Annotated in this window: 19 protein-coding genes; 9 read left to right on the top strand and 10 right to left on the bottom strand. The window is 71.7% G+C overall.

The window, feature by feature from the left end:
* Positions 1-65: 65 nt before the first annotated feature.
* The 4 genes from ACFUO4_RS17280 to ACFUO4_RS17265 form a co-directional block, all read right to left on the bottom strand.
* Entirely contained in the window at positions 66-2,195 is a 2,130-nt protein-coding gene (locus ACFUO4_RS17280; protein WP_383485181.1) for a TerD family protein, read from the bottom strand.
* Positions 2,196-2,286: 91 nt separating this feature from the next.
* Entirely contained in the window at positions 2,287-2,865 is a 579-nt protein-coding gene (locus ACFUO4_RS17275; RefSeq protein WP_079308817.1) for a TerD family protein, read from the bottom strand.
* A 152-nt stretch (positions 2,866-3,017) separates the two neighbouring features.
* The gene (gene uvrB, locus ACFUO4_RS17270) at positions 3,018-5,153 is read right to left on the bottom strand and encodes an excinuclease ABC subunit UvrB (RefSeq protein ID WP_383485177.1); all 2,136 of its coding nucleotides are present in this window, start codon (positions 5,151-5,153) and stop codon (positions 3,018-3,020) included.
* A gap of 39 nt (positions 5,154-5,192) precedes the next feature.
* Positions 5,193-6,062, bottom strand: coding sequence for an MHYT domain-containing protein (locus tag ACFUO4_RS17265; protein WP_079308816.1), 870 nt, complete (start codon positions 6,060-6,062; stop codon positions 5,193-5,195).
* Positions 6,063-6,352: 290 nt separating this feature from the next.
* On the opposite strand from ACFUO4_RS17265, the gene ACFUO4_RS17260 reads away from it, so the two are divergent.
* The 4 genes from ACFUO4_RS17260 to ACFUO4_RS17245 all read left to right on the top strand — a co-directional run bounded on the left by ACFUO4_RS17260 (position 6,353) and on the right by ACFUO4_RS17245 (position 10,125).
* Positions 6,353-7,228, top strand: a complete 876-nt coding sequence (locus ACFUO4_RS17260; RefSeq protein WP_383485173.1) for a glycerophosphodiester phosphodiesterase — start codon at positions 6,353-6,355, stop codon at positions 7,226-7,228.
* A 106-nt stretch (positions 7,229-7,334) separates the two neighbouring features.
* Positions 7,335-7,889 (top strand): methylated-DNA--[protein]-cysteine S-methyltransferase, encoded by a 555-nt coding sequence (locus ACFUO4_RS17255; RefSeq protein ID WP_383485170.1) that lies wholly within the window; start codon positions 7,335-7,337, stop codon positions 7,887-7,889.
* Between the two features lie 215 nt (positions 7,890-8,104).
* Entirely contained in the window at positions 8,105-9,013 is a 909-nt protein-coding gene (locus ACFUO4_RS17250; RefSeq protein ID WP_383485167.1) for a pseudouridine-5'-phosphate glycosidase, read from the top strand.
* A gap of 110 nt (positions 9,014-9,123) precedes the next feature.
* Entirely contained in the window at positions 9,124-10,125 is a 1,002-nt protein-coding gene (locus tag ACFUO4_RS17245; RefSeq protein WP_383485164.1) for a carbohydrate kinase family protein, read from the top strand.
* A gap of 47 nt (positions 10,126-10,172) precedes the next feature.
* Here the strand turns inward: ACFUO4_RS17245 and ACFUO4_RS17240 are convergent, their stop codons facing one another.
* Entirely contained in the window at positions 10,173-10,967 is a 795-nt protein-coding gene (locus ACFUO4_RS17240; RefSeq protein WP_383485161.1) for a methyltransferase, read from the bottom strand.
* 282 nt (positions 10,968-11,249) lie between these two features.
* On the opposite strand from ACFUO4_RS17240, the gene corA reads away from it, so the two are divergent.
* Complete coding sequence (gene corA, locus ACFUO4_RS17235) at positions 11,250-12,377, top strand: magnesium/cobalt transporter CorA (RefSeq protein WP_383485158.1); 1,128 nt, start codon at positions 11,250-11,252, stop codon at positions 12,375-12,377.
* Positions 12,378-12,398: 21 nt separating this feature from the next.
* Here the strand turns inward: corA and ACFUO4_RS17230 are convergent, their stop codons facing one another.
* The 4 genes from ACFUO4_RS17230 to ACFUO4_RS17215 form a co-directional block, all read right to left on the bottom strand.
* Positions 12,399-12,824, bottom strand: a complete 426-nt coding sequence (locus ACFUO4_RS17230; RefSeq protein WP_383485154.1) for a CBS domain-containing protein — start codon at positions 12,822-12,824, stop codon at positions 12,399-12,401.
* 154 nt (positions 12,825-12,978) lie between these two features.
* Positions 12,979-13,392 carry a PPOX class F420-dependent oxidoreductase gene (locus ACFUO4_RS17225; RefSeq protein ID WP_079308809.1) on the bottom strand — a complete coding sequence of 138 codons (414 nt, stop codon included), beginning with the start codon at positions 13,390-13,392 and terminating at the stop codon, positions 12,979-12,981.
* A 78-nt stretch (positions 13,393-13,470) separates the two neighbouring features.
* Positions 13,471-14,112: a uridine kinase gene (locus tag ACFUO4_RS17220; protein ID WP_383485151.1), complete on the bottom strand. Its 642-nt coding sequence runs from the start codon at positions 14,110-14,112 to the stop codon at positions 13,471-13,473.
* 17 nt (positions 14,113-14,129) lie between these two features.
* Positions 14,130-14,387 carry a hypothetical protein gene (locus ACFUO4_RS17215; RefSeq protein WP_383485148.1) on the bottom strand — a complete coding sequence of 86 codons (258 nt, stop codon included), beginning with the start codon at positions 14,385-14,387 and terminating at the stop codon, positions 14,130-14,132.
* A 78-nt stretch (positions 14,388-14,465) separates the two neighbouring features.
* Between ACFUO4_RS17215 and ACFUO4_RS17210 the strand changes: the two genes are divergently transcribed.
* From ACFUO4_RS17210 to ACFUO4_RS17200, 3 genes are all read left to right on the top strand, one after another.
* Complete coding sequence (locus ACFUO4_RS17210; RefSeq protein ID WP_383485145.1) at positions 14,466-15,140, top strand: DUF2293 domain-containing protein; 675 nt, start codon at positions 14,466-14,468, stop codon at positions 15,138-15,140.
* A 192-nt stretch (positions 15,141-15,332) separates the two neighbouring features.
* The gene (locus ACFUO4_RS17205; protein ID WP_079308806.1) at positions 15,333-15,812 is read left to right on the top strand and encodes a DUF1772 domain-containing protein; all 480 of its coding nucleotides are present in this window, start codon (positions 15,333-15,335) and stop codon (positions 15,810-15,812) included.
* Positions 15,813-15,960: 148 nt separating this feature from the next.
* The gene (locus ACFUO4_RS17200) at positions 15,961-17,448 is read left to right on the top strand and encodes a glutamate synthase subunit beta (RefSeq protein WP_079308805.1); all 1,488 of its coding nucleotides are present in this window, start codon (positions 15,961-15,963) and stop codon (positions 17,446-17,448) included.
* Between the two features lie 26 nt (positions 17,449-17,474).
* Here the strand turns inward: ACFUO4_RS17200 and ACFUO4_RS17195 are convergent, their stop codons facing one another.
* Positions 17,475-17,954, bottom strand: a complete 480-nt coding sequence (locus ACFUO4_RS17195) for a carboxymuconolactone decarboxylase family protein (protein ID WP_383485142.1) — start codon at positions 17,952-17,954, stop codon at positions 17,475-17,477.
* Positions 17,955-18,001: 47 nt separating this feature from the next.
* Here ACFUO4_RS17195 and ACFUO4_RS17190 point away from each other — a divergent pair, with 47 nt between their 5' ends.
* Positions 18,002-19,474 carry a PLP-dependent aminotransferase family protein gene (locus ACFUO4_RS17190; protein WP_383485139.1) on the top strand — a complete coding sequence of 491 codons (1,473 nt, stop codon included), beginning with the start codon at positions 18,002-18,004 and terminating at the stop codon, positions 19,472-19,474.
* Positions 19,475-19,504: the final 30 nt, after the last annotated feature.

Genomic DNA, 19,504 nt, shown 5'->3' with positions numbered 1-19,504 from the left:
CCCAATCACCAAGGAAAGGTAAAGCGATTGGCAAAAGAAAGGTCAAAATAGCTGGTCAGGCAGCTTTACGTGTACTTGGTACGGGCGGCGGCCACCTGATTGAGCACCTGCTGGAGCACCTGGCTGCCCTGCGGCACGAGCGCGGGCTCGTACGTCCAGGCGTGCCCCACCCACGGGTCGGCGAGATGGTCGTCGGGCACCGGGCTCAGTCGCAGCAGCGAACGCCACAGCGGGTCGAGCAACGGGCCGTACGCGGCGGCCTCCTCGCGGTCCGCGACCATCATCAGATGGACGCCGACCGCCGGGCCCTCGTCGGCGAGGTAGCGCAGCTGGGTCACGGCGCGGTCGTCGAAGCCGTGCGGGAAGTCGTTGACGATCAGCAGCTGCTCGGAGGTGTCGAAGCCCGGCGGGAGCGCGTCGGGCGCCCCTCCGCGCACCGCCATCTGCACCAGGTCGACGCGCTCTGTGAGCCGGGCCAGAACATCGGCGACACCGGCCGCACCGAGAGCCGGCGGGCCGGCGAGCACACCGGTCTGCACCAGCGGGACGAGCGCCTGGCCTCCGGAGCCCGCCGGGTCGATGACGTGCACGGTGAACTCGCCCGTCGGATAGACGGCGAGCAGCCGGGCCGCGTGCGCCACCGCCGACTCCATCGCCAGGCGCTTGAGCTCATGGGAGTCGGTGAAGGAGCCGTCGAGGGAGTCGGCCCGTCCGCTGTCGATCCACAGCCCGCGCTCCAGCGGCAGCCTGACCAGCATCGGGATGCGCAGCTGCGGGGCCTCGGGAAGGTGCAGGTCGCCCAGGCGCAGGGCCATGGGGATCTCCATCGGCACGCGGTAGCCGTGCCAGACGGGGTTGTCCCAGCGGGCGTAGGCCGCGGGCAGCGCGGGCTCGACGACGTCGGCCTCGGCGGCGAGCTGGGCGAGGTCCCGGTCCAGGGCGGTACGGGCCTGGTCGACGAGCTGGGTGTGCTTGGCGCGGGCCGCCTCGCGCGCGGCGTCGCTCTGACCGCCGATCCGGCTGCGCGGGTCGGACAGGGCCTGGTCGAGCTCCTTCTCCATGCGCGAGTCGGCGAAGTCGACGGCGCTGCGGTACGCGGCCATGGTGCGGGCCAGGTCCTCGAACATGCCCCACACCTGGTTGTAGAGCCGCTCGTCCATGGACCAGCCGGTCGCGTCCCCGGCGACGGGCTGCGCGGGCTGTCCGGGCTGGGCCGGGGGCGCCGTCGGCGGAGGTGGCGGCGGGGCCGTGGTCTGGCGGCGCGGGTGGCTGTAGTCGACGGAGCCGCCGGTGGTGGAGCCGGGCTGCGGGGCGGCGGACGGGTCCGGGGCGGCCGGGGGGTCGTAGGGCGAGGCCGGCGGTTGTCCGGGGGTGCCGGGCGGCTGGGCCGCGTAAGGCGACGAGGGCTGACCGGGCGGTGGCGTGCCATAGGGGGAAGCCGGCTGACCTGGGGCCGGGGTGCCGTAGGGCGAGGACGGCTGGCCAGGTGTGCCCGGCGTCTGCGTGCCGTACGGCGACACGGGCGGGGACGGCGGTACGGCGCCCTGAGCCGCAGCGCCGCCCTGGTCGGCGCCGAGGGTCGGGGCCGACGCGTGCCGCGTGCGGTCGCCGTCGGTCGTGCGGGGTGCCTGCACCGAGCGGGCGAGGCCCTGGGCCACGGCGTCGTTGATGCCGGCGGCCAGTTGGTGGGCCTCGGGCAGACCCTGGTCGGCGAAGAGGTCGGCGAGACCCCCCGCGTATCCCTGGCCGACGGCGCGGACCTTCCAGGCGCCCTGGCGGCGGTACAGCTCCAGGGCGACGACGGCGGACTCGGCGTCCAGGCCGGTGATGGTGTAGTTGGCGATCTCGGAGCCGTCGAGGCCGGTGACCGCGAGGAAGGGAGCGGCGAGGCCGCCGAACCGGACGGGCCCGCCCACCCCGGTGGGCAGGGCGAGCAGCACGCTGATCCGGTGCACGGCCTCCGGCATGGCGCCGAGGTCCACCGCGAGACGGTGGTCGGCGGCGGCCTGCCGGGAGACCTCCAGGCCAGGCAGCGTGGGAGCGCCCGGGTGGGCCACCCACTCCACGCCGTGGACCTTGCCGTGCTCGTCGCTGAGCGTCGCGCCGGCCACGACCGGCTTGCCGGCCGAGACCCGGATCTCGAGGCGGGCCTGGGAGAGCGGGTGGTTCTGCCCCCGCACCAGCTCGGCCGTCATGCCTTCGTCCCCCTGTGTCGCTTTCGGTGTCCGGTGCCGCCAGGGCCCGTCCGCCGGATCATGCCGACGTCACGGGCCCTGGCCGGGCGGCCTACAGGTGCGGCAGGATCGCCGGCATCAGGTCCTGGAAGGTGCGGCCGTTGGCCGGGGTGCCCAGCGCCGTCATCGTCCAGCCCGGGCCGTTGCGGTGCACCTTCGCCATGATCTGGGCCGTGTAGGCGCCGCCGCCCGCGAGGGTGTAGCGGGCCAGTTCCTGGCCGTTGGTCTCGTCGACCAGACGGCAGAACGCGTTCTGCACTTCCTGGAAGGTCTGGCCCGTGAAGGAGTTCACGGTGAAGACGATCTGGTCGATGTGGACCGGGACGCGCGCGAGGTCGACGAGGATCGCCTCGTCGTCGCCGCCCTGGCCGACACCGCCGACGAGGTTGTCGCCGGTGTGGCGCACCGAGCCGTCATCGCTCACCAGGTGGCGGAAGAAGACGACGTCGACGGGCTGCTTGTCCGCGAACAGCACGGCGGACGCGTCCAGGTCGATCTCACGGGTGCGCGAACCGAACAGGCCACGGCGGGGGGCCGCCTGCCAGCCGAGACCCATGCGCACCGCGGTCAGGCTGCCGCCGTCGTTCTTCTGCAGACTGATGGCCTGACCCTTGGTCATGTTGACGGTCACGCGCTGATTCCCCTCTCGAACTGTCCCCTGTTGCCGCGGAGTCCGCGGTTGACCAGAACCCTACGCAGGAGCACTGACAGTGCCGCTACCCGGGGCCGTACTTTGTGTCGGTCTTGCAACACTGCGCGTACAACAGGGGCGTCGCGTGTCCGTCAGGCGATACCCGCCTCCCGCATCTGGCGCAGTTCCTTCTTCATCTCCGAGACCTCGTCGCGCAGCCGGGCCGCGATCTCGAACTGGAGGTCCGCGGCGGCGGCGCGCATCCGCGCGGTCATCTCCTCGATCTGCTCGGCCAGCTCGGCCGCCGGCCGGTCGGTCGGCACGGTCTCCTTGGCCTTGCCCTTGGCGGCCTTGCCACCCGCCGCCTTGCCGCCGAGGGCGGGCACGGGAGCCTTGGCGCCCTTGCCGTCCTTCTGCTTGCGGTAGCCGGAACCCAGCAGCTGCTCGGTGTCGACGTCCTCGCGGGCGATCTGGGCCACGATGTCGTTGATCTTCTTGCGGAGCGGCTGGGGGTCGATCCCGCGCTCGGTGTTGTACGCGACCTGCTTCTCCCGGCGCCGGTTGGTCTCGTCGATCGCCTTCGCCATCGCCGGGGTGATCTTGTCGGCGTACATGTGGACCTGGCCGGAGACATTGCGCGCCGCGCGGCCGATGGTCTGGATCAGGGAGGTGCCGGAGCGCAGGAAGCCCTCCTTGTCGGCGTCGAGGATCGCCACCAGGGACACCTCGGGCAGGTCGAGGCCCTCACGGAGGAGGTTGATGCCGACCAGCACGTCGAACTCACCGGAGCGCAGTTCGCGCAGCAGTTCCACGCGGCGCAGGGTGTCGACGTCACTGTGCAGGTAGCGGACCTGGATGCCGAGCTCCAGGAAGTAGTCCGTGAGGTCCTCGGCCATCTTCTTGGTGAGCGTGGTGACCAGGACGCGCTCGTCCTTCTCGGTGCGGGTGCGGATCTCGTGCACCAGGTCGTCGATCTGGCCCTCGGTGGGCTTGACCACGACCTCGGGGTCGACCAGGCCGGTCGGGCGGATGATCTGCTCGACGACGCCGTCCGCGCGGGACAGCTCGTAGTTGCCGGGGGTGGCCGACAGATAGACGGTCTGCCCGATGCGCTCCTGGAACTCCTCCCACTTCAGCGGGCGGTTGTCGAGGGCGGACGGCAGCCGGAAGCCGTGGTCGACGAGGGTGCGCTTGCGGGAGGCGTCGCCCTCGTACATGGCGCCGATCTGCGGAACGGTGACATGCGACTCGTCGATGACGAGCAGGAAGTCGTCCGGGAAGTAGTCGAGCAGGGTGTTCGGCGGGGAGCCGGGCTGCCGGCCGTCGAAGTGCATCGAGTAGTTCTCGACGCCGGAGCAGGAGCCGATCTGGCGGAGCATCTCCAGGTCGTACGTGGTGCGCATGCGCAGCCGCTGGGCCTCGAGGAGCTTGCCCTGCTTCTCCAGCTCCGTGAGGCGCTCGCCCAGCTCCTTCTCGATGTCGTTGACGGCCCGCTCCATGCGCTCGGGACCCGCGACGTAGTGGGAGGCCGGGAAGACGTACAGCTGCTGGTCGTCGCTGATGATCTCGCCGGTGAGCGGGTGGAGGGTCGACAGCGCCTCGATCTCGTCGCCGAACATCTCGATGCGGACGGCGAGCTCCTCGTAGACCGGGAAGATCTCGATGGTGTCGCCGCGGACCCGGAAGGTGCCGCGGGTGAAGGCCAGGTCGTTGCGCGTGTACTGGATGTCCACGAAGCGGCGCAGCAGCTCGTCGCGGTCGAGTTCGTCGCCGACCCTGAGGGGGACCATCCGGTCCACGTACTCCTGCGGGGTGCCGAGGCCGTAGATGCAGGAGACCGAGGCGACCACGACGACGTCACGGCGGGTGAGCAGCGAGTTGGTCGCGGAGTGGCGCAGGCGCTCGACCTCCTCGTTGATCGAGGAGTCCTTCTCGATGTAGGTGTCCGACTGCGGGACGTAGGCCTCGGGCTGGTAGTAGTCGTAGTACGAGACGAAGTACTCGACGGCGTTGTTGGGCAGGAGCTCCCGGAACTCGTTCGCCAGCTGGGCGGCGAGGGTCTTGTTCGGGGCCATCACCAGGGTGGGCCGCTGGAGCTTCTCGATCATCCACGCGGTGGTGGCGGACTTGCCGGTGCCGGTCGCGCCGAGGAGGACGACGTCCTTCTCACCGGCCTCGATGCGCTTGGCCAGCTCGGCGATGGCCGCCGGCTGGTCACCGCTGGGCTGGTAGGGGCTGACGACCTCGAAGGGCGCCACCGTGCGTTCGATGTGGGAAACGGGCCGCATGCAACCACCGTACGACCCCCCACTGACAACGCGGTCCGATCAGCGGTTCTGCGGGGCGCGGGAGCTTCGGTGGCCGGCGCCGCGGCGGGTGCGGACCGTCGGGCGGCGGGCGGTGTGCGCGGCCTCGGCGTGGGCCGGGATACCTGGCTTGTCCTCGACGGGCGCCCACTCGGGTTTGCCCATGACCATCAGCGGGTCGAACATCACGACGACGCCGGCGATCAGCAGGAAGGCGAGCGGGCCGACCATCATGGGCGCGAGCAGTTCCGCGGGCGAGTCGCCCGAGGACGGGGCGGCGGAGGTGCCGTGCAGATGGACGCTGAGGGCGGCCATGCCCGTGTAGTGCATGCCGCTGACGGCGAGCCCCATGACGAGGCTCGCGCCCACGCTCCACATCAGCCCCCTGACCTGGCCGGCCGCCCACAGCGCGGCGGTGGCGGCGCACATGGCTATGACGACGGAGGCGGTGACGGTGAGCGTGTTGTACTCCAGGTTCCCGTTGAGCCGCATTCCGGCCATGCCGAGGTAATGCATGGAGGCGACGCCGAGCCCGGTGATGGTGCCCCCGGTGAACAGGGCCGTTCCCCTCGCGCCTTTGTAGCCGACGATGAAGATCCCGACGCCCACCATGACGATCGCGACGCCGAGGCTCGCGAACGTGGTCGGCTTGTCGTAGTGGATCGGGGCGCCCTTGACGGTGAACCCCATCATGGCGACGAAGTGCATGGTCCATATGCCGGAGCCGATCGCGGCGGCGCCGAGGGCCAGCCAGCCCGGGCGCCACGAGTTCGAGACCAGCATGGATCTGGTGGTGCAGCGCAGGCCAAGGGCGCCTCCCAGGCAAGCCATGAGGTAGGCCACCAGCGGTGTGACGAGTCCGTAGCTGAATCCGTCGACCGTGCCTTGCATGCGCGGCTACCCTTCCGCCTTCTTGCGTCCCGGAATGTGCTGAAAAGCGCCCCTTCCCAGGACCGCTGGAGCGGTCAGGGTCGAGGCGAAGAGTATGACCTCCACCGGAATGGTCGAACGATTTTCCGGCAAAGAAACACGCCCTTGCCACGGCGTTGCCGCAGTTGTGCGGCACCCGTGAGCGGAGTTGGGCAACTCCATTCAATCTGTGGCCATTCTCCACTTCGCTGCTGTTGACCCTCTGCTGTCACAGTGGAGCTGTCCGTGCACGCTCGACGCAAGGAGTACGCATGCACGCGCGCGCTGTTGCCGCCACGACCACCGCGCTTCTGGGGACCGCCGCCCTCCTGCTTCCCTCCTCCGACGTCCGGGCCGCCGAGGACGGCGAACCGCCCACGGTCATCGCCCACCGGGGCGCCTCGGCCTACGCGCCGGAGAACACCCTGGCCGCCGTCGACGCGGCGGCCCGGCTGGGCATCCACTGGGTCGAGAACGACGTCCAGCGCACCAAGGACGGCGAGCTGGTCGTCATCCACGACGACAGCCTCCAGCGCACCACCGACGTCGAGGAGGTGTTCCCCGGCCGGGCACCCTGGAAGGTGAAGGACTTCACCGCCTCCGAGATCGCGCGCCTCGACGCGGGCAGCTGGTTCGGCCCCTCCTACGCGGGCGCGCGCGTACCGACCCTGGAGCAGTACGTGCACCGGGTCGAGCGCAACAGCCAGAACCTGCTCCTGGAGATCAAGAACCCCGCCCTCTACCCGGGCATCGAACAGCAGACCCTGAAGGTCCTCTCCGACGAGGGCTGGCTCGACCAGACGCACCGCGCGAGCCGGCTGATCGTGCAGAGCTTCAGCGCGGACAGCGTGCGCACCGTCCACCAGCTGAAGCCCGGCGTCAAGACCGCCATCCTCGGTACGCCGTCCGTCGCGAAACTGTCGGCGTACGCGGCGTTCACCGACCAGATCAACCCGTCGTACAGCACCATCTCCCCCGGGTACGTCGCCACGGTCCACGCCTTCGACGGGGCGCACGACAAACCGCTGAAGGTCTTCGCCTGGACCGTCAACGACGCGGAGACGGCCCGCCGGGTCGCCGGGTACGACGTCGACGGCATCATCAGCAACAAGCCGGACGTGGTCCGGGACGCGACCGACGGGTCCTGAGCCGCACGGACCGGGCGGGCCCCGCGCCACCCAACACCGGGCGGGCCGCGAGGCCCGCGGGTCCGCTCCGCGGGGCGTTGTCAGTGGTGGGCCGTACGGTGGGCGCATGGACAGCCATGGGCAGAACGAGCAGCAGGTCGTATGGGCCGTCGTCGGCACCGACATCGGCCCCCTGCTGCTGGCCGCGACCCGCGCGGGCCTCGTCAACGTCGTGTTCCACGCCACCGACCCGGTGCGCGACAAGGCGCTCGACCGGCTCGCCTCCCGTCTGGGCGGCGAGCCCGTCGAGGCGCCCGGCTCCCCGCTGCTGGCCGAGCCGATACGCCAGGTCGAGGCGTACTTCGCGGGTCGGCGGCGCGATTTCGAGCTGTCCCTGGACTGGTCGCTGATCTCCGGCTTCAACCGGCAGGTGCTGCGCGAGCTGGCCGCCGGGGTGCCGTACGGCAGTGTCGTGGGGTACGGCGATCTGGCCGGCCGGGTCGGTCAGCCGGGCGCGGCGCAGGCGGTCGGGGTGGCGATGGGCTCCAACCCGTTGCCGGTGGTCGTGCCCTGCCACCGGGTCGTGGAGAGCGACGGCGGGATCGGCGGGTTCGGGGGCGGCCTGGAGACCAAGCGGAAGCTGCTCGCCTTGGAGGGCGTGCTCCCCGAACCGCTGTTCTAGGAGACGGCGCACCTCTGCAAGAGACGCCCTCGGAGGGGGCACGCAGGTCAGTCGCAGTGCCGTGCCTCGAAGACCCGGAGGACGACATGGTCGGGACATGCGGAATTGTCCGTCATGGGCCCCACGCTGGTGTCGTCTCCCACGGCTCGCGAGGGTTTGGCCGGGTGTGCCGCCCGCCAGAGATGAGGGAAGGACGATCGACAGGAGGCAGGCGCGTGGTGCTGGTGGTTTCCGAAGAAGTGCGCGAGGCGATCGACGCGCGTCGACCGGTGGTGGCCCTGGAGTCCACGATCATCGCGCACGGGCTGCCGCGGCCGCGCAATCTCCAGGTGGCGCTGGAGCTGGAGGACGTCGTACGGCGGGAGGGCGCCGTTCCCGCGACGATCGCCGTGCTGGACGGGCAGCCTCATGTCGGCCTGGACAAGCAGCAGTTGGAGCGGGTCGCGAACGAGGACGGCATCCGCAAGCTGGGCCATCGCGATCTGCCGCTCGCGGTGGCCGCCGGGGCGAGCGGGGCGACCACGGTGTCGGCGACCGCGCTGCTGGCGGCGCTGGCGGGCGTGCGGGTGTTCGCGACGGGCGGGCTCGGCGGGGTGCACCGGGAGTGGACGGTGACGCAGGACGAGTCGGCCGACCTGGGGCTGCTGGCGCGGACGCGGATCACGGTGGTGTGCGCGGGCGTGAAGTCGATCCTGGACGTGCCGGCGACCCTGCAACGGCTGGAGACGCTGGGTGTCGCGGTGGCCGGGTACGGCACGGACCGCTTCCCCGGCTTCTATCTGTCGGACTCGGGCCATCCGGTGGACTGGACCCTGGAGTCCCCGGAGCAGGTGGCGGCGGTGATGCGGGCTCAGGACACCGTGGCCGGACCGGAGTCGGCACTGATCGTCGCCAACCCGGTTCCCGAAGCTGAGCAGTTGGACCCGGACCTGCACGCGCGCGTACTGGCCGATGCCCTGCACGCGTGCGAGGAACGGGGCGTCACGGGCCAGGGCGTCACCCCGTTCCTCCTCGACTACCTGGTACGACACACCGACGGCGCCTCGCTGGAGGCCAATCTGGCGGCGGTACGGGGCAATGTGCGGTTGGCGGGGCGCATCGCGGCGGCCTGGGCCGGGGCGTAGGGATGAGCGCGGGGAGGGCCGGGGACGAGGCGGTGCCGGCCGGATCGCCCGAGGCGGCCAGCGACGAGGCAGCGTCGGCCGGAACACACGAGGCAGCCGGGGGCGGAGGGATGTCCGTCGGGTCGGTCGCGGGAGGTGAGGGCGAGGCAGCCTGTGTCGGCTCATCGGACGGGACCTTGCTGGTTGTCGGGGACGTCATCACCGACATCGTCGCCCGGCATCAGGGGCCGCTCGCGGCGCGTACGGACACCGTCGCGGCGATTCGGACGCTGCCCGGTGGGGCCGGTGCCAACGTGGCCTGCTGGGCGGCCCATTGGGGCGGGGGCGAGGTCCGGTTGCTCGGGCGGGTGGGCGCGGACGCGGCAGCCTGGCACGAGCTGGAGCTGACCGCGTGCGGGGTACGGCCGGCTCTCGTCGTCGATCCGGATGCGCCGACCGGCACGGTGATCTGTCTCGTCGACACGAGTGCCGCCGCCGAGCGGACGTTGGTCACGGACAGCGGGGCGTCCCTGCGGCTCACTCCGGACGACTGGTCGGACACCTTGCTCGACGGGGTGACCCGGCTGCACCTGTCGGGGTATCTGCTGTTCTCCGCGGGGAGCCGGGCGTTCGTGGAGAGGGCCCTGGAGGGGGCACGCGCGCGTGGGGTACCGGTGAGCCTGGATCCGGCGTCGGCGGGCTTCCTCGTGGAGCTGGGCGTCGACCGGTTCCTCACGCTCGTGGAGGGCATTGACGTCCTCCTGCCCAGCCGCGACGAGGCCTGCCTGCTGACGGGACTGCCCGACGCTGAGGACGCGGCGGCCAAGCTCAGCCGTCATGTTCCGCTGGTGGTCACCAAGCTGGGCGCGGACGGTGCGCTGGTGGCCCGCTCGGGCACCGTGTCCGCCCGCATCCCCGCGGTCCCGGCCACTCCCACGGACACGACGGGGGCCGGCGACGCCTTCACAGGTGCCTTCCTCGCCACCCTGCTCACCGGCGCCGGACCCGAGGACGCGGCGCGGGAAGGATGCCGGGCGGGGGCGAGGGCGGTCGAGACGGTAGGGGGCAGACCGCCGGTGACACGCCCGCCCGCACAGCACCGGCGGGACGCCCCACCCGGCGGGCATGGGTGACCCGACACCCGAACGTCCGGACGGCCGTGGCGCGCCTCCGTCGGGGTCTACCCCTTCCGCCCCCACGCGGAAATCATCGGCGCCGTAGCCAGATCCATCCCCCCGGCCTCGACGTTCGCCAGGTGCCGGTCGATCTCCTCGTCCGTGGCCAGGCCCGCCGTGACCAGGTCGGTGCGGACCTGGCGGATCGTGGCGGACTCCAGGGCCGCGCAGGCGGGTGACGTCAGCGGGAAGTACGCGTCGGCCGCCACGCGACGCAGACCGGCCTCCCGCAGCAGACGCGGAAGTCTGCGGCCGTAGGAGAGGTCGGCGCCGCGGTCGGCGAGGAGCCGGCGGAATCCGGTGCGCAGCCGGTTCGCCAACTGCTCGGCGGGACCGTGTTCGTCGGGACAGGTCAGGGGTTGCAGCGCGGGGTCGGCGTCCTCGATCAGCAGTCGTCCGCCGGGCCGCAGGGACTCCACCATCGACCGCAACGCCCGTTCCCGGTCCGGCACATGGACGAGTACGAGCCTCGCGTGCACGAGGTCGAATCCCTCCCCCGGCGGCTCCTCCGCACCGACGTCGTGGACCCGCACCTCCACCGGCGGCCGGGCGGCCGGGGCGACCCGGGAGGTGTCGATGTCGGTCGCGACGACCCTGCCGGTCGGCCCCACCTTCTTGGCCAGCCAGGACACGACGGACGTACCGCCGGCCCCGACCTCCCAGCAGCGCCAGCCGGGTCCGATGCCGAAACCTTCGAGGTGCCGGAACGTCGTGGGGTCGAAGAGGGAGGCGAAGGCGTCGAAGCGCTCTCCGGCCTCCGTCTGCCGATTGTCGAGGAGATATCCGTCGGTTCGCATCATGTCGCGATCATCCCAGTTGTCCTGCTTGTCCACGGTGGTCGACGCTCCGATGCAACAGCCACGACGGCTAAGACGGCTAAGACGGCTAAGACGGCACGGCGATGCAACCCTACGAGGGGTACCCGAGCCTCCCACGCCGCCTCGAAAACCCGTCGTCCACAGGCGGGAACAAAGCGGAATGCCCTGCTCCCACAGGCTTACCCGCGTTTCACGCAGGGCTGGCACACTGGCACGCCAGGGCGCAGCAATGCGGCGAGCGGGGATCCACGCAAGGAGATCCAGATGTCCATGGCAGGGAATCTGCGGAAGGTCACGAGCCTCAGCAGGGTCGGCGGCCTCCGCAGGGTGGCGAGGCTGGCGCGGCGCCGCCCGCGTGTGGACCTGAGCCATCCCGCCCGGTCGCCGCTGGGCTCCTCGGTGGTGAACTGCGTGTCGTACCGGGAGGGGGCCAGGGTCCCGGGCGGCGGCGACCTGGTCGACACCGTGGAGCAGGTGCGCAAGCACGGGGACGGTTTCGTGTGGCTCGGTCTCCATGAGCCGACGGACCAGGAGTTCGCGGGCATCGCGGAGCTGTTCGAACTGCACCCGCTGGCGGTGGAGGACGCGATCGAGGCGCATCAGCGTCCGAAGCTGGAGCGGTACGACGAGACGCTGTTCGCGGTGTTCAAGACCGTCTGCTACGTGGAGCACGAGGAGCTCACGGCGACGAGCGAGGTGGTGAACACCGGCGAGATCATGGTGTTCGTCGGCGAAGACTTCGTGATCACCGTGCGCCACGGGATGCACGGCTCCCTGGGCCCGTTGCGCGAGGAACTGGAGACCGACCCGCAGCAGCTCGCCAAGGGGCCGGCCGCGGTGCTGCACGCGATCGCGGACCACGTGGTGGACGACTATCTGAACGTCACGGACGCGGTGCAGGCGGACATCGACCAGGTCGAGACGGACGTCTTCTCGCCGGACGGCGCGCGGACCGACCCGGGCCGCATCTACCAGCTCAAGCGTGAACTCCTCGAACTGAAGCGGGCCGTGGTGCCGCTGACCCGTCCGATCGAGGAATTGTCCACGCGTCCGATACGAGTGGTGAGCTCGGAGATACAGGCGTACTTCCGCGACGTCTCGGACCATCTCCTGCGCGCCAAGGAGCAGATCGCCGCCTTCGACGAACTCCTCAACTCGATCCTCCAGGCACACCTCGCCCAGGTGACGGTCGCGCAGAACGAGGACATGCGGAAGATCACGGCCTGGGCGGCGATCGTCGCCGTGCCGACGATGGTCTGCGGGGTGTACGGCATGAACTTCGACCACATGCCGGAGCTGCGCTGGACGTTCGGCTACCCCATGGTCCTCGGCGTCATATCCGTGGCGTGCCTGGTGCTGTATCGCGGCTTCCGGCGCAACGGCTGGCTCTGAGCCCTCGCCCGTGGACGACGGTCAGCGCGCGCTCTTCGCGTAGACGCTCTCCGCCCAGGCCGCGATCTGGTCCTCCGTCAGATGGTGGGCGAGGTCGGCCTCGCTGATCATGCCGACCAGGCGCTTGTTCTCGATGACGGGGAGCCGGCGGATCTGGTGGTCCTGCATCTCCCGGAGCACGTCGCTGACATCGGCGTCCGCGTCGATCCAGCGGGGCGTGCCCTGGGCCATCTCACCGGCGGTGACCTTGGCCGGGTCGTGCCCCACGGCCACACAGCCGACGACGATGTCCCGGTCGGTGAGGATGCCGCAGAGCCGCTCGTTCGCGTCGCTGATGGGCAGGGCTCCGACATTGAGCTCACGCATCAGCTGGGCGGCGCGGTCCAGGGTCTCGTGCGCGGGGATCCACTGGGCGCCGCGGTGCATGATGTCTCCGGCGGTGGTCATGAAGTACCTCCCGGTGCCGGACGGCCGGCGCGGAGCGGACGCACCGCTGGTCCCGGCGCGGAGCGGAAGAGCTCCGCTGGTCCCGGCGCCGTTCATTCTCGCCGCGCCCGGCCGCCGCCGCACCCGGAGGCGAGGGCCGGGGGGGCGAGGCGGATCAGGCGGAGAAGCCGACGATCTTCCGCGGGACGACGCGGATGATCACGCGGGTCTCGTCCTCCTTCTCGGCGGGCGGGTCGATGCCGAGGTACTTGTGCGCGAGGTCGTGCGGGAGGCGCTTGTCGGGGTCCGGGAGGATCTCGGCGGTGCCGCGGATCTCGACCGAGGTGTAGGGGTTGGCCAGGTCGTAGACCGAGACGCTGATGCGGGGGTCGCGGCGCAGGTTGCGGATCTTCTGGCGGTTGTCGATCGAGGAGAAGAGGACGGCGTCGCCCTCGCGTTTGATCCAGACCACGGAGTTCTGCGGGGCGCCGTCGGGACCGAGGGTGGCGACGCTGGCGAAGTTCTTGCCGTCGAGGAGGGCGCGGACGGAGTCGTCGAAAGAGAGCTGACCGCTCGTGGAAGTCGTCATGGGACCCAGCGTAGTTACATGCACGCGCATATAAAAGTGGTTTGCTGGATCTTCCGGAAACGAATCCTGGGAGCGCGGTCAGCCCCGCCATGCCGGGTGCCGGGGGTCGTCGGCGCGCACCAGGACGTCGGCGGTGCCCGCGGGGTCGGTCTCGCGCTCGTAGCGCTCGAAGGCCTCCAGGGTCCACTGCTCAGGGCCGGGGGTGCGGCGGCGCAGTGCGCCCGGGGAGAGGAGGACGTGGACGGTCAGGTCGAAGGGGAACCAGTGGCGCAACAGGAGGGGGCCGTGCAGCAACAGGAAACCGTTGGGCGGGAGTTGGACGTAGGGGCTGCGGGTGGCGCGGTCGGTGTCGGGGTCCCACAGGTCGGGCAGGACGCGGCCGTCGCCGCCGGGTTCGAGCGGGCCGAAGACCTCGCGCCACAGGGCGCCGGTGTCGAACCAGCCGTCGTAATAGGCCTCGACGTCCTGGTGGCCGTACTCGAAGCGGAGCGAGGCGGGGCGCAGGAAGCCCTGGGTGCCGACGACGAGAGAGGGGCGGCCTCGTACGCGGAGCGCTTCCGCGACGCGTTCGGCGAGGTCCTGGGGACGGGCCGCCGGGGCGCCGTCGAAGGCGATGCGCGGCCAGGGGCCGCCGTCGGCCGGCTTCAGGTCGAGAAGGCGGTCGGCGAGGAGGTCGCCGAGCCGGTCCCAGGTGATCGCTTCGAGTCGCACACGGCCCATGATGCGTCAGCCGACGGTCAGGACGCGTCCCGCTCGTGGGACCGGCGGGCGGCGAGCGGATGCGGGAGGCGGGTCTCGCTCCTGGCGGGGGCGGCGTCGAGGAGGGGGATCAGGGTGCGGCCGAGAGAACCCCGGGAGGAGGACGGGAGGAGGGTGCGCCGCGCACCGGGCGGTGCGATCTGCGGTGAGCGGGCACCCGAGGGGCGGGGCCGACGCTGTCGTACGCGGACCCCGCGGTGGCGGTGGTCGACGAGATCGAGCGGCCCACGCGGCATCGGACGCGGGTGCCGGTGACCGGCGCGGAGTAGGGCCGGTGGGGTGGTTCGTGGCCCGTGCACGGGAATGAACCCCCTATGGCACACCTGGCAACTCCCGCGCACCGCACGGACCTTCTCGTCTTCCAGCCCGTCAGGCGGAAGCAGTGCGCCGAGTGCCGGAGCGGGCCGTTGGCGATGCTCGTCCTGGAGGACGGGGCGCCCCGGTGCCTGGACTGCGCCGACCTCGGCCACCTGGTGTTCCTGCCGCGCGGCGACACCGCGCTGACGCGCAGGTCGCGGGAGGAGAGCGGGCTGTCGGCGGTGGTCGTACGGTTCAACCGGCGCAAGGGGCGGTACGAACGGCAGGGCGTCCTCGTCGAGGAGAGTGCCCTGGCCCGGGCGGAGGCACGGTGCCTGGCGGACGCCGAGGCACGGCGGCGGCGCCGGGTGCGGGACGCCCGGCGGCGGGCGGTCGAGGACGTGCGGTTCACGGAGGCGTTCGCGGCGGAGATCCGCCGGCTGTTTCCCGGCTGCCCCGCCGACCGGGCCCGCGGCATCGCCGCGCACGCGTCGCTGCGGGGCAGCGGACGGGTGGGGCGGAGTGCGGCAGGGCGGGCGTTGTCGGAGGGGGCCGTCGTCTCGGCGGTGGTGGCGTCCGTACGGCATCTGGACACGCCGTACGACCAGTTGCTGATGAGCGGAGTGCCTCGGCATGAGGCCCGGCGGAGAATCGCGGTGGCGGTGGAGGGGGTGCTGGGCGGGTGGCGGTGACTCGCCGGCGCCGCGGCGGGCAGAGGCCGGACATTCAGGCGGCACCGGAGCGGCAGGACGGAGACGTGCTCTGGACGCCTGCGTATGTGTCCGCGCCGATCGGCCATGGTGACGCGTCCCGTACGGGAATTCACTTGTGGTGACGGTGGGTGCCGGGCAGGATCTCGGCTCGATGCGGGAGTTGACGTTGAGATGATCGCTGGACCGTACTTCGTACTGACGGTGCTGGGCGTGCTGGGGACCGGGCTGGTCGCGGGGGTGTTCTGCGCGTTCTCGACCTTCGTGATGAAGGGGCTCGCCGCGCTGCCGCCCGCGCAGGGCGTCGCCGCGATGAACGCGATCAACGTGGCGGCGCTGCGGCCGGCGTTCATGCTCGTGTTCGTCGGCTCGGCGGTGCTGTGCGCGGTGCTCGCGGTGGTGACGTTCGTGCTGCTGCCGGACGACGGCACGGTGGAGCTGCTGGTGGGCAGCGCGCTGTATCTGGTCGGCTCGTTCGGCGTGACGATGGTGGCGAACGTGCCGCGCAACGAGGCCCTGCTCGAGCTGGACGCCGGGACGCCCGAAGCGGCCGCGTACTGGCCGACGTACGTGCGCGAGTGGACGCTGTGGAACCACGTCCGCACGGTCGCCTCGGGGGCGGCGGCGGTGGCGTACGTCCTGGCCCTCACCTGACCGCAGGACGGTGCCCCGCGGTCGGCCCCCGCCCGCCGAGAAAGCGCTGTCCCCCACTCTGCGTCTGTGGCCAGGGCGACGTATCGTGGCCGGAAGAGTGCCGCCCGATGACGCACGGCCCGTCGATGCCAACGCAAGGAAGACGGCCATGGCCGATCCCAAGGGATTCATGACCACCCCTCGCCAGGACTGGCCCCGCCGGCCGGTCGAGGAGCGGGTCCGGGACTGGGACGAGGTGTACGTCCCCGGGGCGTTGCTGCCCATCATCAACAAGCAGGCGGACCGGTGCATGGACTGCGGCATCCCGTTCTGCCACGACGCCTGTCCGCTCGGGAACCTCATCCCCGAGTGGAACGACCTCGTCTCCCGGGACGACTGGCGGGCCGCCGCCGACCGGCTGCACGCCACCAACAACTTCCCCGAGTTCACCGGCCGGTTGTGCCCGGCGCCGTGCGAGGCGGGGTGTGTGCTCGCCATCAACCAGCCCGCGGTCACCATCAAGAACGTCGAGGCGGCCATCGCCGACCGGGCCTGGGAGCTCGGTTTCGCGCCACCGCGGCCGCCGGACCGGCTGTCCGGGCGGACCGTCGCCGTCATCGGCTCGGGACCGACGGGACTGGCGGCGGCACAGCAGCTGACGCGGGCGGGCCACACGGTCGCCGTGTTCGAGAAGGACGACCGGCTCGGCGGGCTGATGCGGTACGGCATCCCCGAGTTCAAGATGGAGAAGCACCATCTGGAGCGCCGTATCGCGCAGATGCGGGCCGAGGGGACGAAGTTCCGTACGTCCACGGCGGTCGGGCGGGACATCGGGGCGGCCGAGCTGCGGGCGCGGTACGACGCCGTCGTGATCGCCACCGGTGCGACCGCCTGGCGTGACCTGGACGTGCCCGGGCGGGAGTTGGCCGGCATCCACCAGGCCATGGAGTATCTGCCGCTGGCCAACCGGGTGTGCGAGGGGGATCTGGACGTCTCCCCGATGTCCGCCGCCGGGAAGCACGTCGTCATCGTCGGCGGCGGTGACACCGGCGCCGACTGTCTGGGCACGGCGGTGCGCGAGGGCGCCGCGTCCGTCACGCAGTTGGACATCTACGCCCAGCCCGGCGCCGAGCGCGACGAGGACGCCGAGCCCTGGCCGACGTACCCGAAGATCTACCGGCTGTCGGCCGCGCACGAGGAGGCTGGTGCGCTGCGGACCGCGCCGGCGGCGGACGCGGACGCGCGGCTGTTCGCGGCGTCCACGCTCCGCTTCACCGGTGACGCCGACGGGCAGGTGCGCTCGCTGCACCTGGTCGAGGTCGACGCGGCGCGGCGGCCCGTGTCGGGGACCGGGCGGACGCTCCCCGCCGACCTCGTCCTGCTCGCCCTCGGCTTCTCCGGACCCGACCGCGCGGACGGCCTCGTGGACCAGCTCGGGCTGGCCATGGAGCCGCGCGGCACGATCGCGCGGGACGCCGGGTTCGCGACGAGCGCCCCCGGCGTGTTCGCCGCCGGGGACGCCGCGCGCGGGCAGTCGCTGATCGTGTGGGCGATCGCCGAGGGGCGGGCGGTGGCGGCGGCCGTTGACCGTCATCTGACGGGGAGTTCGCGACTGCCGGCGCCGATCGGACCGTACGACCGCCCGATGACCGTCTGACGCACCGCGCGCCGCGGCAAGCGGTGTCAGCGCCGTTCGTCCGTCCCCGCCACCTTCTTCGTCGCCAGGGCCACCCTGTTCCAGGTGTTGATCGCGAAGATCAGCGCCAGCACCTGGGCCAGCTCCTGCTCCTCGAACTGCTCCGCGGCCTGCGCGTACACCTCGTCCGGGACTCCGCCGTCGGCGACCAGCGTCACGGCCTCGGTCAGGGCCAGCGCCGCCTGCTCCTTCTCCGTGAAGAAGTGCCGGGCCTCGCGCCAGACGGCGACCATGTGCAGCCGGTCCTCGCTCTCGCCGGCCTTGCGGGCGTCGTTGGTGTGCATGTGGAGGCAGTAGGCGCAGTGGTTGAGGTGCGAGGCGCGGATCTGGATCAGCTCGACCAGGGCCGGGTCGAGGCCCTCGCGGGCGGCGGCGTCGAAGCCGATGAGGGTGCGGAACACCTTCGGGGCGGACTTGGCGAAGTTCAGGCGGGTGGTCTCGGCGGAAGCGATCGTGTTCGTCGTCATGTCCACCAACCTACGGTCGGGAAAGACCGGCTGTAGGGTTCATTTCCATGGTGAAATCGTGGGTCAATTCCACCGAAGGACTCGGCTCCGACCTCCACCTGGAGCTCACAGGACCGGGCAGCAGGCGGGCCGCGCTCGGCGACGCCCTGCGCGAGGCCGTACGGAGCGGCCGGCTCGCCCCCGGCACCCGGCTGCCGCCCTACCGGTCCCTTGCCGCCGACCTCGGCGTGGCCCGCAACACGGTGGCCGACGCCTACGCCGAACTCGTCGCGGAGGGGTGGCTCACCGCGCGCCAGGGCTCGGGGACGCGGGTGGCGGAGCGGACCGAGCCGTTGCGGGCCGCCGGGCACGCGCGCGTACCCCGGAAGTCGCCGCCCCGCGCGCATGGGCCGCGTCACGACCTGCGGCAGGGCACGCCGGACAGGTCGACGTTCCCGCGGGCGACCTGGCTGGCCTCCTACCGGCGGGCCCTTCAGCAGGCACCCGACGAGGTGTTCGGCCCCGGCGACCCCGCCGGGCGCGTGGAGCTGCGGGAGGCACTCGCGGAGTATCTGGCACGCGCGCGCGGGGTGCGTACCGAGCCCGCCCGGATCGTGATCTGCTCCGGCTTCGCGCACGCCCTGCGGCTGCTCTTCCAGGGCGCCCGGGTCCTCAAGGGTCCCCTGGCCGTGGAGGCGTACGGCCTGCCGTTCCACCGCGAGCTGCTCACGGACGCCGGCGTGCGGACCGTACCGCTGCCGCTGGACGAACAGGGCGCCGACGTCGGGCGGTTGACGCGCGAGCGGGCGGTGCTGCTCACCCCGGCGCACCAGTTCCCGACCGGCGGCCCGCTGCACGCCGAGCGGCGGGCCGCGGCCGTCGACTGGGCACGCGCGCGGGACGGTGTGGTGCTGGAGGACGACTACGACGGCGAGTTCCGCTACGACCGCAAGCCCGTCGGGGCGGTCCAGGGGCTCGATCCGGAGCGGGTGATCTACCTCGGCTCGGTGAGCAAGAGCCTGTCGCCCTCGGTGCGGCTGGGATGGATGGTGCTGCCGGAGCGGTACGTCGACGGCGTGCTCGCGGCCAAGGGCGAGCGGGAGGCCTGGGCGAGCGTCCTCGATCAGCTCGCCCTCGCCGACTTCCTCGTCTCCGGGGCGTACGACCGTCATGTGCGGCGCATGCGGCAGCGGTACCGGAGCCGACGCGACCGGCTCGTCGCGGCGCTCGCCGCGCACGCGCCGCATGTCGAGGTCAGCGGGGTCGCGGCCGGGCTGCACGCGGTGCTGAGGCTGCCGCCGGGCACCGAGCGCTCGGCCGTCAAGGCGGCCGTCTGGCAGGGCGTCGCGCTCGACGGCCTTGCGGAGTTCCGGCATCCGGAGGCCTCGGCACAGGACATGCCCGCGCGGGACGGCCTGGTGGTCGGGTACGCGACCCCGTCCGAGGCCGGGTACGGGGCGGCGCTGGAGGCACTGTGCGCGTCGCTGCCCCCGGCCGCCCCGACCGGGCCGGTCGGCGTCGCTCCCGGTTCTCATCGGTAGTTCTCATGAATTAAGCACTGCGACAAGGAA

Origin of the sequence: Streptomyces sp. NPDC057280, from assembly GCF_042668605.1 — a bacterium.
GTDB lineage: Bacteria > Actinomycetota > Actinomycetes > Streptomycetales > Streptomycetaceae > Streptomyces.
The sequence above is the reverse complement of the archived record's forward strand: the minus strand, read 5'-3'. Positions and strand labels throughout refer to the sequence as shown.

Bases quoted from the DNA above. Each gene is read 5' to 3' on its own strand.
- ACFUO4_RS17225 (WP_079308809.1), bottom strand. From the start codon at position 13,392: ATGACGACTTCCACGAGCGGTCAGCTCTCTTTCGACGACTCCGTCCGC.
- ACFUO4_RS17230 (WP_383485154.1), bottom strand. From the start codon at position 12,824: ATGACCACCGCCGGAGACATCATGCACCGCGGCGCCCAGTGGATCCCC.
- ACFUO4_RS17190 (WP_383485139.1), top strand. From the start codon at position 18,002: ATGGTGAAATCGTGGGTCAATTCCACCGAAGGACTCGGCTCCGACCTC.
- corA (WP_383485158.1), top strand. From the start codon at position 11,250: ATGTCCATGGCAGGGAATCTGCGGAAGGTCACGAGCCTCAGCAGGGTC.
- ACFUO4_RS17210 (WP_383485145.1), top strand. From the start codon at position 14,466: ATGGCACACCTGGCAACTCCCGCGCACCGCACGGACCTTCTCGTCTTC.
- ACFUO4_RS17215 (WP_383485148.1), bottom strand. From the start codon at position 14,387: ATGCCGCGTGGGCCGCTCGATCTCGTCGACCACCGCCACCGCGGGGTC.
- ACFUO4_RS17260 (WP_383485173.1), top strand. From the start codon at position 6,353: ATGCACGCGCGCGCTGTTGCCGCCACGACCACCGCGCTTCTGGGGACC.
- ACFUO4_RS17245 (WP_383485164.1), top strand. From the start codon at position 9,124: ATGTCCGTCGGGTCGGTCGCGGGAGGTGAGGGCGAGGCAGCCTGTGTC.
- ACFUO4_RS17265 (WP_079308816.1), bottom strand. From the start codon at position 6,062: ATGCAAGGCACGGTCGACGGATTCAGCTACGGACTCGTCACACCGCTG.
- ACFUO4_RS17240 (WP_383485161.1), bottom strand. From the start codon at position 10,967: ATGATGCGAACCGACGGATATCTCCTCGACAATCGGCAGACGGAGGCC.
- ACFUO4_RS17200 (WP_079308805.1), top strand. From the start codon at position 15,961: ATGGCCGATCCCAAGGGATTCATGACCACCCCTCGCCAGGACTGGCCC.
- ACFUO4_RS17205 (WP_079308806.1), top strand. From the start codon at position 15,333: ATGATCGCTGGACCGTACTTCGTACTGACGGTGCTGGGCGTGCTGGGG.
- ACFUO4_RS17220 (WP_383485151.1), bottom strand. From the start codon at position 14,112: ATGGGCCGTGTGCGACTCGAAGCGATCACCTGGGACCGGCTCGGCGAC.
- uvrB (WP_383485177.1), bottom strand. From the start codon at position 5,153: ATGCGGCCCGTTTCCCACATCGAACGCACGGTGGCGCCCTTCGAGGTC.
- ACFUO4_RS17255 (WP_383485170.1), top strand. From the start codon at position 7,335: ATGGACAGCCATGGGCAGAACGAGCAGCAGGTCGTATGGGCCGTCGTC.
- ACFUO4_RS17280 (WP_383485181.1), bottom strand. From the start codon at position 2,195: ATGACGGCCGAGCTGGTGCGGGGGCAGAACCACCCGCTCTCCCAGGCC.
- ACFUO4_RS17195 (WP_383485142.1), bottom strand. From the start codon at position 17,954: ATGACGACGAACACGATCGCTTCCGCCGAGACCACCCGCCTGAACTTC.